This is a genomic window from Streptomyces yokosukanensis (assembly GCF_001514035.1).
In the GTDB taxonomy this organism is placed as follows: Bacteria; Actinomycetota; Actinomycetes; order Streptomycetales; family Streptomycetaceae; genus Streptomyces; species Streptomyces yokosukanensis.
Genome location: NZ_KQ948255.1, coordinates 1 through 11365, shown reverse-complemented (window position 1 = coordinate 11365; position 11365 = coordinate 1). Strand labels below are relative to the sequence as shown.

Annotated in this window: 8 protein-coding genes and 3 pseudogenes; 7 read left to right on the top strand and 4 right to left on the bottom strand. The window is 68.9% G+C overall.

Translation table 11 applies throughout. The features are described from left to right. The first annotated feature begins 108 nt into the window (after positions 1 to 108). The 5 genes and pseudogenes from AQI95_RS43595 to AQI95_RS43575 form a co-directional block, all read left to right on the top strand. Positions 109 to 822, top strand: a complete 714-nt coding sequence (locus AQI95_RS43595) for a transcriptional regulator (RefSeq protein WP_244189110.1) — start codon at positions 109 to 111, stop codon at positions 820 to 822. Positions 823 to 866: 44 nt separating this feature from the next. Next, positions 867 to 1703: pseudogene (locus AQI95_RS46130) on the top strand (ISAzo13 family transposase); the annotation flags it as partial. Positions 1704 to 1854: 151 nt separating this feature from the next. Continuing rightward, positions 1855 to 2877: a tyrosine-type recombinase/integrase gene (locus AQI95_RS43585; protein ID WP_244189109.1), complete on the top strand. Its 1023-nt coding sequence runs from the start codon at positions 1855 to 1857 to the stop codon at positions 2875 to 2877. Further along, entirely contained in the window at positions 2849 to 3307 is a 459-nt protein-coding gene (locus AQI95_RS43580) for a DUF6262 family protein (RefSeq protein WP_341849510.1), read from the top strand. Before AQI95_RS43585 ends, AQI95_RS43580 begins: the two co-directional genes overlap by 29 nt. A 76-nt stretch (positions 3308 to 3383) precedes the next feature. Continuing rightward, positions 3384 to 3839, top strand: a pseudogene (locus AQI95_RS43575) (transposase); the annotation flags it as partial. Between the two features lie 544 nt (positions 3840 to 4383). Here the strand turns inward: AQI95_RS43575 and AQI95_RS43570 are convergent. Next, on the bottom strand, positions 4384 to 5148 hold the full coding sequence (locus tag AQI95_RS43570; protein WP_067137017.1) for a response regulator transcription factor: 765 nt from the start codon (positions 5146 to 5148) through the stop codon (positions 4384 to 4386). 44 nt (positions 5149 to 5192) lie between these two features. Then, positions 5193 to 6071: a sensor histidine kinase gene (locus AQI95_RS43565; protein WP_067136996.1), complete on the bottom strand. Its 879-nt coding sequence runs from the start codon at positions 6069 to 6071 to the stop codon at positions 5193 to 5195. Between the two features lie 129 nt (positions 6072 to 6200). Between AQI95_RS43565 and AQI95_RS43560 the strand changes: the two genes are divergently transcribed. Together AQI95_RS43560 and AQI95_RS43555 are read left to right on the top strand one after the other, a co-directional pair. Continuing rightward, a complete protein-coding gene (locus tag AQI95_RS43560) occupies positions 6201 to 6944 on the top strand; it encodes an ABC transporter ATP-binding protein (protein WP_067136994.1) in 744 nt (247 codons plus the stop codon). Then, positions 6941 to 9286, top strand: coding sequence for an ABC transporter permease (locus AQI95_RS43555; protein ID WP_067136992.1), 2346 nt, complete (start codon positions 6941 to 6943; stop codon positions 9284 to 9286). The genes AQI95_RS43560 and AQI95_RS43555 overlap by 4 nt, the downstream gene beginning before the upstream one ends. A 214-nt stretch (positions 9287 to 9500) precedes the next feature. On the opposite strand, the pseudogene AQI95_RS43550 reads toward AQI95_RS43555, so the two are convergent. Next, positions 9501 to 10265: pseudogene (locus AQI95_RS43550) on the bottom strand (transposase); the annotation flags it as partial. A 132-nt stretch (positions 10266 to 10397) separates the two neighbouring features. Further along, positions 10398 to 11365 (bottom strand): alpha/beta fold hydrolase (locus tag AQI95_RS43545; protein ID WP_244189108.1); only part of this gene is annotated, 968 nt, incomplete at its 5' end.

Below are 11365 nucleotides of genomic sequence, written 5' to 3'. Positions count from 1 at the left end.
TGTGATCTTGCTCGGTGTGTCGGAGTGTGCGGGTGTTCGACGGGAGAGCCTGCGTGCGCATGAAGTACGGCCTGTTCGGGGGCCTGAATGCTCACGCAGGAGGAAGACGTGGACGCTCATGCTCTGCGTCGGCAGGGCTGGACGATCTCAGCGATCGCTCGGCATCTGGGCCGAGACCGCAAGACGATCCGTGCCTATCTGAACGGCGAACAGGTCCCTGGGCAGCGACGTCAGAGCCCGCACGCGTTCGTGCCGTACTTGGAGTACTGCAGGCAGCGGCTGGCCGATGATCCGCATCTGTGGGCGTCGACGCTGTTCGACGAGGTCACCGGCCTGGGCTATGAAGGCGGGTACTCGACGTTCACCCGTGCTCTTCGCCGGTATCAGGCCCGGCCGCACTGCGAGCCGTGTCACGCGGCGACGGGCCGCAACGTCGCGGTGATCGCGCATCCGCCGGGTGAGGAAATCCAGTTCGACTGGCTGGAGTTGCCGGACGCGCCCGACGGGTGGGGCGTGGGTGAGCACGCCCATCTGCTGGTCGGGGCGCTCGCACACTCGGGCCGGTGGCGCGCGGTGCTGGCGGAGTCGGAAGACTTCCCGCACCTGGTCCAGGCCCTCGACGCAGTGGTGCGCAAGCTGGGCGGCACCGCCAGGCGGTGGCGCTTCGACCGGATGGCAACGGTCTGCTACCCGTCCAGCGGCCAGGTCACCGCATCCTTCGCGGCGGTCGCGAAGTACTACGGAGTCGGCGTGGACATCTGCCCGCCGCGCCGCGGCAACTGCAAGGGCGTGGTCGAGAAGGCCAACCACTGGAAGCCGTAAAGAATCAAGGTGTCGCCCTTGCCCACCGGGCTCGTTGATCTTGTATGCGCATATCGAGCGAGGTCCGCAGGCAGCTCGCCTTACGGTTCAAGGTGCTGTTCCCGCATCTGAACGAACGCCAGCGGCGGTTGCTGATGGGGCAGGAAGCACGGCTGCTGGGGCACGGCGGGCTACGGGCGGTGGCGCAAGCTGCCGGAGCGTCCGAGACGACCGTCCGGGCTGGGGTGTTCGAGCTGGAAGCCGGTGAGGATCCGCTGCCTGACGGACGGGTCCGTCGGCCTGGCGGTGGGCGCAAGACCGTGGAGGACGTGGATCCGAAGGTTCTGCCCGCGCTGTTGGCACTGGTCGAGCCTGACGAGCGCGGTGATCCGATGTCGCCGCTGCGGTGGACGACCAAGTCGCTGCGGACCCTGGCTGAGGAGCTGACCGCGCAGGGTCATCCGGTGTCCGCGCCGACGGTGGGCCGGCTGCTGCGCGAACAGGGCTTCAGCTTGCAGGCCAACGTCAAGACGCTGGAGGGTACGCAGCACCCAGATCGCGAAGCACAGTTCCGCTACATCAACGAGCAGGTCAAGCAGCACCAGGCGGACGGGCAGCCGGTGATCAGCGTGGACGCGAAGAAGAAGGAAGTGCTGGGCCAGTTGCCGAACCCGGGCCGACAGTGGCGCCCGGTCGGCGACCCGGTGCAGGTCGAGGACCACAGCTTCTTCTCGGTCGGCCCCGATGCCGAGGTTGCCATTCCCTACGGCGTCTACGACATCACCGCCAACACCGGCTGGGTGAACGTGGGCGTGGACCACGACACCTCCGCGTTCGCGGTGGCCTCGATCCGCCGCTGGTGGCAGGCCCGGGGCACCAGCGACTACCCAAGAGCACGTCGGCGTCGACCGTCTTGCCGACATCGACCGTCCGCTGCTGGAGCGTCACCTCGCCCATGTCGCCTCCCAACCGGGCGGCCACGGGCTGAAGAAGGGCCGGATCAGCAGCCTGAACCTGTTCTTCCAGGCCATCCGGCAACACCGCTGGGACGACTTGCTGCCGGGCACCGCCGCGTTCCATCCCGGCGACATCCCGCCGGAACCGGCCACCACGGTCTCCCGGCGGCTGGCCGAGCACGTCATGGCCCAGGTCGAATCCGAGGAGAACCTGGACCGCTGGGACAACCCGTCCGGCCGCCTGATCACGCTCATCCTCATCCGCGGCGGTCTGCGGATCTCCAGCGTCATCTGCCTGGACTTCGACTGCCTCCTCCAAGACAGCCAAGGCGCCCCCTACCTGCGGTATTTCAATACCAAGATGAAGCGTGAGGCAGCCGTTCCGATCGACGAGGAGCTCGAACAGGCCATCCGCGACCACCAGCAGCGCGTCCTGCAACGCTGGCCCCAGGGCACCGGCGTGCTCTTCCCCCGACCACATGCGAACGCCTCGGGGCGGCTGCGGATGTCCGATGGCAGCTACCGGCAGATGCTCCGCCGCTGGCTGGCGACCTGCGACATCCGTGACGAACACGGCCGGCCCGTCCGCTTGACGCCCCATCAGTGGCGGCACACGTTCGCTTGCCGGCTGATCAACCGTGACGTCCCGCAGGAAGTCGTACGCGTTCTCCTCGACCACGAATCGTCCAGGATGACCGCCCACTATGCGCGGATCACTGACCAGACCGTCCGGCGCCGCTGGGAAGCGGCGATGAAGGTCAACATCAAGGGCGAGCACGTCGCGCTCGACGCCGACGGGGCGCTCGGTCAGGCCCAGTGGGCCAAGACCCGCTACGGCATCGCGACCCAGACCCTGGCCAACGGCTACTGCGGACTGCCTGTTCAGAAGTCCTGCCCGCATGCCAATGCCTGCCTGACCTGCCCAGTCTTCCTGACAGGGACCGAGTTCCTGCCCGAACTGCGCGAGCAACACCACCGAACCCTGACGTTGATCGACAACGCGAAGAGCTGCGGTCATGCCCGCGTCGCCGAGATGAACCAGCAGGTCGCCGACAATCTCGACCGCATGATCGGCGAGCTCGAAGACGGCGATGGCCAGGAGGCCGCGGATGCCGGCTGACAACTCTCACCTGATCGTCGCCGCGGCCCGTCGCCGGTCCACGGCGACCCGCCGACGGGCGGTCTCCGCCCTGCGCCGCATGGATGCCACCGGCACCACGATCACCTTCGAGACCGTCGCCCGCGAAGCGGGCGTCTCCCGGTCCTGGCTCTATAACCAGCCGGACCTGAGAGCCGAGATCGAACGCCTCCGGGCCCGGCATCGAGTTCCCGCAACCCGGCAGGTTCCTGATCGGCAACGGGCCTCCGACACCTCCTTGCTGCGGCGCCTGGAGGCGGCCACCAAGCGCAACCAGCAACTGGAAACCGAGAACAGGGAGTTGCGCGAGGCACTCGCCCTCGCGCTCGGGGAACGACGCACCGCCGACCTCCCCCACCGGCACCGCGACACGCCGAGAAACAAATCTTCCGCTGTCATCGGGCCCTGCTGACGGGAGCGTTGAGGACACCGTCCACCACACATCGCCCCAGGTCAGCAGGCTGCAAGTCGGGCCAGCTCAAGATAAGGGCAGGAAGCGACATATTGTCGTGGACACCAAGGGCCTGCCGCTGTTCGTGATGGTCACCCCGGCCGACGTGCACGACAGTGCCGCGGCACGCGAAGTCCTCTTCCGCCTGCGGCTGATGCACCCCGAAATCACCATCGTCTGGGCCGACCTGGCCTACGCCGGCACGCTCGTCGACTGGGCCAAGTCCTTCCTCCACCTGACGATCAAGACGGTGAGCAGGCCCAAGGACGCGAAGGGATTCGTAGTCCTGCCGAGGCGTTGGGTAGTGGAGAGGTCGCTGGCGTGGTTGTTGCACGCACGTCGGAACGTTCGGGACTACGAGACACGGCCCGAGCACTCCGAAGCGATGCTCACCCTTGCCGCGATAACGCTTATGACTCGTCGCCTCACCCGGCAGGCAGTCCATCCCAACGCCTCGCTTCCCCGCCCGCAGGCTGCCCTGCAGGCCGCATGACGGACAGGACAACTCACCAGTCGGCAGCTGGCGTTCCACCCGCATCGGATTGGAGTCGTCGATCAGCACGAGGCTGCCGCAGTCTCAGCGCCGGGACATGTAGAGGTCGAGGGCCCCATCCGGCAGCTCACTTTCGAAAACGACGCCCTGCGCCAAGGCGCCACCGGCGTTGCCCTGCCCATCCGCAGTCGAATCCCCACGCCACCACAGCCCTGACCTGGGTCCACTCGCTCCGATCACCGCGCGAGGGCGGCCAACACCACCCTGATGTGACGGTGTGGCCCGGACTCTCCGATCGAGTCGATGTTCGCCGAAACTCGGCGAGCAGTGCCCCCGGGTGAGGAACTGCCACGGGAATGAATCACGCAGTAGACTGCGGATGGACTCCGCGTCATCCTCTTCGCACGTTTCGGGCTCGTCATGGTCCGGCCCCGCCAGGGCGCGGACCTGGCCGGCGTTCCTTCTCGACTCAGTTGTTCTTGGAGCAGATCAGGTGTGAGAAGAGGACTGGCGGGCGTCGATGCTGCGTGCTGGGGAAGGGGTGTCATTCGGCGGTGGAGCTGCCGGGGGTGACCAAGCCCGTCTCGTAAGCGAGGACGACGGCCTGGGCGCGGTCGCGCAGGGCGAGCTTGGCGAAGATCCTGGCCACGTGGGTCTTCACGGTGGCCTCGCTGAGGGTAAGGGCTTCGGCGAGTTCGGTGTTCGACAGACCCCGGCCCATCAGGGCCAGCACCTCGCGTTCACGAGGGGTCAGCGCGGCCAGGTCGCGGTGGATCGAGGCAGTGCGGGCCGTGGTCGGCGCAGTGGCGGGGTGGCGCGCTGGGCCAGCCTGGTCGGCCTCGTGGGTGGTCGCGTAGCGTTCGACCAGACGGCGGGTGATCGAGGGGGCGAGCAGCGCGTCGCCCGTGTTCACGAGTCGCACGGCTGCGGCGAGGTGGGCGGCGGTGACGTCCTTGAGCAGGAAGCCGCTCGCCCCGGCGGCGAGCGCCGCGTAGACGTAGCGGTCGAGGTCGAACGTGGTAAGCATGAGGACCCGGCAGTGCGGGAGCAGCCGCAGGACGCGCTTGGCGGCTTGCAGCCCGTCCAGGTGGGGCATCCGGATGTCCATCAGGAGTACGTCCGGGCGTAGCCGTTCGGCTTCCGCGATGGCCTGCACGCCATCTGCGGCCTCGCCGGTGACTTCGATGCCGCGCGAGGTGAGAATGAGGCGGAAGCCGGTTCGGATGAGCTCCTCGTCGTCGGCGATGAGGACGCGCGGGACGACGGTTTCCCCGCTCGGGTTCGCTCCCGGCTCCTGGGTGTTCGGGATCCGGTTCGGGGCGTGGGGGACGCGGCGGTCGGCGGCTGACTGGGTCACGGGCGCTCCAGAGGGATGCGGGCGCGGACACGGTACCCGCCACCGAGGCGGCGCCGGGCGTCGAAGTGGCCTCCGTAGACGGCGACCCGCTCGCGCAGACCGATCAGGCCGTGTCCCGCTCCGTCGTTCCGGCGCTGGTGGCCACCGGATCGGGCTCCGGTGCTCGCGGGGCCGGCGGACAGCACGCTCGGCCCGCTGTTGAGCACCTCGACGCGCAGACTGTGGTCCGCATAGCGCACCATCACGGTCGCCGTGCCGCCGTCGCCGTACTTGAGCGCGTTGGTCAGCGCCTCCTGCACGATCCGGTAGGCGGTGACGTCGATGCCGGGCGGCAACGTGCGTGGTTCCCCGGAGATGCGCACCTCGACCGGGAGGCCGGCGAAGGCGATCCGGTCGACCAGGATGCCCAGTTGACTCAGGCTCGGCTGGGGGGCGAGTGCGGAGGGGTCGCCCTCGCCGTCGCGTTCGCTCCGGTCGTCGCCGTTGGGCGACGGTGCCAACAGGCCCAGCAGGTGCCGCAGTTCGGTCATCGCGTCGCGTCCGGCACCCTCGACGGCCTGCAGCGCGGTCTCCGCCGCGTCCGGCAGGGTGTCGAGTATCTCGCGGGCGGCGGTCGCCTGTACGACCATCAGGCTGACCTTGTGGCTGACGATGTCGTGCAACTCCCGGGCGATGCGGGCACGTTCGGCGGCCACCGCCGTGCGGGCGGCGGCCTCCCGCTCGCGTTCCAGCAGCCAGCGCCGGTCCTCCAGGACCTTGCGGTAGCGGCGGCGAGCGCGCGCCAGCAGCAGGGCGGTGGCCCCGGTCACCGCCAGGCTCACGGTCGCCAGGGCGATGAGCAGCCAGCCCGTCTCCGATCTCCACACGTCGTCCATCGTGCCAGTCGGCCGAGGAGCGGGCGTCCCTCTCCGGGGCCACCCCGTACATCGCCAGGATGACCGCCGCCGCGGGATACCTCCGGGGGCTGACGCATGGGGCTGCCCACGCCGCCTACCGTCCCTGTCATGACCACCGAAGACATCAGCGGCACGACTGCGGAGGCCGGTCCGGCGGCAGTGCACGAGCAGAGCATCGTCCGGGTGAGCGGCCTGCGCAAGGAGTACGGCGACACCGTCGCCCTGAACGGGGTGTCGCTGGAGATTGGCGCAGGAGAGGCGGTCGCGGTGATGGGGCCGTCCGGCTGCGGTAAGTCCACTCTGCTCAACATGATCGCCGGCCTTGACCGGCCGACCGCCGGCCGGGTGCACGTGCACGGCGAGGACCTGGGCGCGATGAACGAGACCGGTTTGGCTCTCTTCCGGCGCCGCCGGATCGGCATGATCTTCCAGTTCTTCAACCTCATCGACGACCTGCCCACGATCGACAACGTCGCCCTGGCCGCCCAGCTCACCGGAACGCCCACCCGTCAGGCCCGGCGCCGGGCACTGGAACTCCTGGACGAACTCGGCATCGCCGACCGCCAGAACGTCTACCCCGCCGCGCTGAGCGGCGGCGAGCGCCAGCGCGCGGCGGTGGCCCGCGCGCTGATGAACCGCCCCGCGCTGCTGCTCGCGGACGAACCCACCGGCGCGCTGGACAGCCACGCGGGCGAGCAGGTGATGGACCTGCTCATCGACCTCAACGAACTCGGTCAGACCCTGCTGCTGGTGACGCACGACCAGACGCTGGCCACCCGCTGCGCCGGCCGCCTGGTGATGATGGCGGACGGCCGGATCACCGGCGAGCGGACCCTGGAGCGGTCGGCATGAGCGCGGTGTGGCGGGCCTCCCGCGCGGCAGTGCGCCGCCGCCGGCTCCAGACCTCCGTGATCGCGGCGGTGGTCCTGGTCTCCAGCACGGCCCTGGTGGTCGCCCTCGGCCTGCTCGACGTCGCGTCCGGTCCCTTCGACCGGATCTTCGGTCAGGCGCACGGCGCGCACGTCGTCGCCACGTTCGACGCGACGAAGGTCTCCGGCGCAGAGCTGGGGCGGACTGCGGAACGTCCGGGCGTACGGGCCTCGGCCGGGCCGTTCCGGCAAGCCGTGATCGACATGCCGGAAAGCGCGGCGGCCGAGATGCCCGGGATGGCGCCCGGCCCCCTGACGGTGGTAGGGCGGGCGGACCCCGGTGGCGACGTCGACCGACTGGACCTCTTCGCCGGGCACTGGGCCACCGGCCCCGGCCAGATCGTGCTGGCGTTGCCGGACGCGCCGGGAATGGGCAACGGGCCGCACTCACCCATCGGCAAACGGATCCAGTTGCCCGGGCAGCGGCCTCTGACCGTGGTGGGCCTCGCCTCCAGCGTGAGCGGCACCGCGCAGGCATGGGTCTCCCCGCAGCAGATCACGGCCCTGCACCCCACGGCGTACCAAATGCTCTACCGGTTCGACCGGGCCGCGACAGCCCGTCAGATCAGTGAGGACACTTCGGCGGTGAGTGCCGGCCTGCCGTCCGGATCGCTGGTGGCGCATCAGTCGTACCTGACCTTGAAGGCGCAGGTCGCGGCCAACCCCAACGCCTTCGTGCCGTTCCTCTTGGCCTTCGGGATCCTCGGCCTGCTGGTGGCCTTCCTGATCGTGGGCAACGTGGTCAGCGGCGCCGTCGTCTCCGGCTTCAGACACATCGGTGTGCTCAAGTCCCTGGGCTTCACGCCCAATCAGGTCGTCGCGGTCTACCTGGTGATGGTCTGCGTCCCCGCCACGGCGGGCGCGCTGGCCGGCACGGCCCTGGGCGGGGTGGTCGCGCCGTCGCTGCTGCACCAGGTCTTCCAGGGCGCAAAGCTCGGCACCGCGACCGTGCACCCGACGATTAACTCCTGGGCGTACGCGACCGCCGCACTCGGCATGCCCCCTACGGTACTGCTGGCCGCGCTGATCCCGGCCCTGCGCGCACACCGGCTCTCTGCGGCACGCGCCATCAGCGCGGGCAGCGCACCGCACGGTGGACGGCGACCAGCCGTACAGCAGTGGCTGAGCGGGGTCCGGCTGCCGCGCTCGGTGACCCTCGGCCTGGGCCTGCCCTTCGCCCGGCCCGGACGGGCGCTGCTCACCATCGCCTCGGTCCTGCTAGGCGTGGCGACGGTGACCTTCGCCACCGGTCTGTCGGCCACCATGGTCTCCTACGGCCACGCGGAACAGGACTACGGCAAGGCTCAGTCGACCGTCTGGCGAGGACAGCCCAGGTTCGATCAGACCGCCCCGCACCACAACGACGCCGCAACGCAGAATCTCCTGCGCTCTCTGCCGGATGTCGCAGATGTGGCCGCAGTGGGCTTCATCAACGTACGGATCCTCGGCCGGAGCGAAGGAGTGGCGATCGAGGGCGTGCGCGGGGGACGGTCTACTCTCCCGGACAGCCTGGCGCGGGGCCGCTGGATGAGCAGACCCGGCGAAGTGGTGGCCTCCGGCAGATTCCTCGCCAAACAGGGGCTACGACTCGGCGACTCCTTCACCCTGACCGCGGCGGACGACCGCCAGGAGCGCGTGACCCTCGTCGGGGAGATCCTGGCCGGCCCGGAGGACTGGATGCGCGTGGACTGGTCGACGGTGACCGCTTTGGCACCGGACGCGCAGGCCAACCAGTACTGGGTGCACCTCACCCGCGGCGCCGACTTCAACGCCTACACGAAGGCCGTACAAGCCGCCGACCCGGGGCTCTACCCGACAAAAAACACCATGCTGAACGCGGACGCCGTGACCGTCATCAGCTCCGCCTCCGCACTGACCCTGATGCTGACACTGGTCGCAGCGATGGGCGTGTTCAACACCGTCGTACTCAACGCAAGGGAGCGCCGACGCGACCTCGGGATGCTCAAGTCCATCGGCATGACGCCACGCCAGGTCACGGTGATGATGGTGGTGTCCATGGCCGGACTCGGGCTGGTCGGCGGGATCCTGGGACTGCCGTTCGGCGTCGCGGCGTACCACGTGGTGATCCCGATAACCGAGCACGCGGCCCAACTCACCTTCCCGGCATGGATGCTGGACGTGTGGCGCCCAGGGGTGATGACCTTGCTGGTGCTGGCCGGGGTGGCTATCGCCGCGCTGGGTGCGGTGCTGCCGGCTCGTGCGGCGGCCCGGCAGACCATCGCCCGCGTCCTGCACACCGAGTGACGGCCGACGGTCGTCCCTCCTGTGGCGTCGCCGGGTCGGACGAGGCCTCCGTCGGCCCCAGCCTCACTGTGGCGAAGGCCAGGACCGCGCCTGCGTGTATTTGCCGGAATTGAGCGCATGTATGGTCTCGGGTCCCGCACTTTGGGGGATCCGACCCCGTTTTCGCCGTGGACAACGGACCATCTCAAACCCTGTCCATGATTTAGGTTCAAAGATGGGTTCTGAGCGAGGGCGTCGGCCGTCGCATCACTCGGTCCGCACGCATCCGTCCCAGCACCTCGACGGGCAGGCCGTCGAGGAGGTAGGCCATGCGCGGGGCGTCGTAGCCGGCGTCGAAGACGACCAGGATGTCCGGGTCTCCTTCTTCCCACTGGCCTTGGCCGATCACGTCGGTGACGACGCGGCGGACCTGGGCCGCTGTGACCTCGGCGACATCGTCGTCGAGCCCGAGCCGGACGGCGTCCAGCAGCTGGCACCACGACGTGCGGCCGGTCTCCAGCGCGGCGACGAACGAGTACGGCCAGCCGGGAATGAACTGGTCGCTGGACCGTCCCGAGCGTCCGTAGACGTGGCAGAACAGACGGTCCGGGCTCGTCGGCGCGTCGGGACGCAGCCAGTTGCTCACGTCGACCGCGAGGACCAGCCGGTTGTCGGCGGCCTTGGGCTGCGGCAGCACCGCCAGCGCGCGACGCAGCCCGGCCACATCGATACGCCCGCAGTTCAGCGCGTCGTACAACGCGCCGTGCCCACGCCGTTGCTCGGCCAGCAGCGTCAGATCGACCGGCGAGGTCACCGGCCCGTTCTCACACAGCATCGCGTCCGTGATCTCGAACAGGGTGTCACCGCGTGCGGTGAGGCACGCATAGAAGTCCTCCCGGAAGTGTGACGTGAAGTCGAACGCGTCCCGCCGGGCATCGTCGTGCAGCAAGCTCACCTCTGCGGCCTTCGTCTTGATCAGTGCACCTTGGTCGGAGCACATGATCAGACGAAGGCCGCCCCACTGTCCGGCGAACACCCAGGTGAGCGGCCTAGTTCGAGGCCCATTTCGACACCGGACCCTCCGCGGTGCCGACAGCTGGGGATGACGTCAGCCAGCAAACCGGCCGAAACCCTATGCGCCCATCGCGCCTTGCACGAATCGCCGAAGATGCGCACGCACAGTGTCAGGCTGCTCCAGCCAGGGCTCGTGCCCAGCGCCTTCGATCCGCGTCAGTGGAAGATCGAGCCGGAGCGCAAGTGATTCAAGAGCTGTCACAGGGCGGGGATCGTCAGCCCCACCGAGGAACTCCGTTCGCGCGGGCAGGCACGCGCGCAGCTCGGCCAGATGCGCATCGAGCGGGTCCGCGCGTCCTTCCCTGCCAAGTTCACCATTCATAGTCCAGTTGACGGGGCGACGCCGCCGGGCGCCCTGCGCGGCCCAGTGCCACCCGCGTTCAGGATCGGCGTGGTCGGTGAACCAGGCCAGCGTGAGCAGCTCGACTTCCTGTTCCTCCGTGCGGTCCGGCAACTCCTCCAAAGCGTGGAGCCGCTCCTGCTGTGCTGCGGACATACGGCGATCACGCTCCGCTCGGTCCCCGGAGCGCCAATCACCGACGAACGGCCCGCACATCAACAGCATCGCGGCAACCCGGTCAGAGTGCGCCAGGCAGAACCGGCTCGCCAGGTTAGTACCGTAGGAGTGTCCAATCAGCACGGCCTTGGACACGTTCCATGCGTCGAGCAGCTCAGCGAGATCGTCGACGTGCCGGGCGAGGGAATGGCGCCCCCGCCATGGCGACCGGCCCGTGCCGCGCTGGTCGTACCGGTACACGGGCGCAAGGTCCGCGACCATGGCGGCTACATCGCCCAGGTAGTCCGGCAGACCCGGACCGCCATGGAGCATGACCACGGCCGGCCGCCGGGTGGTATCTCCCAGCGCCATCCAGCGCAACTGCGCCTCGTCCGTCATCGACACGAGGCCCTGCGTCTCCATCGAGGTCACCGCGGAGAACCTACCGGTCTCACTGAGGCTCTGCCAAAGGTTAAATAACAAGCTGAGTACCTGTTTTCGATCCTCGGTCTTGAGTAGCTTTGGGCCTT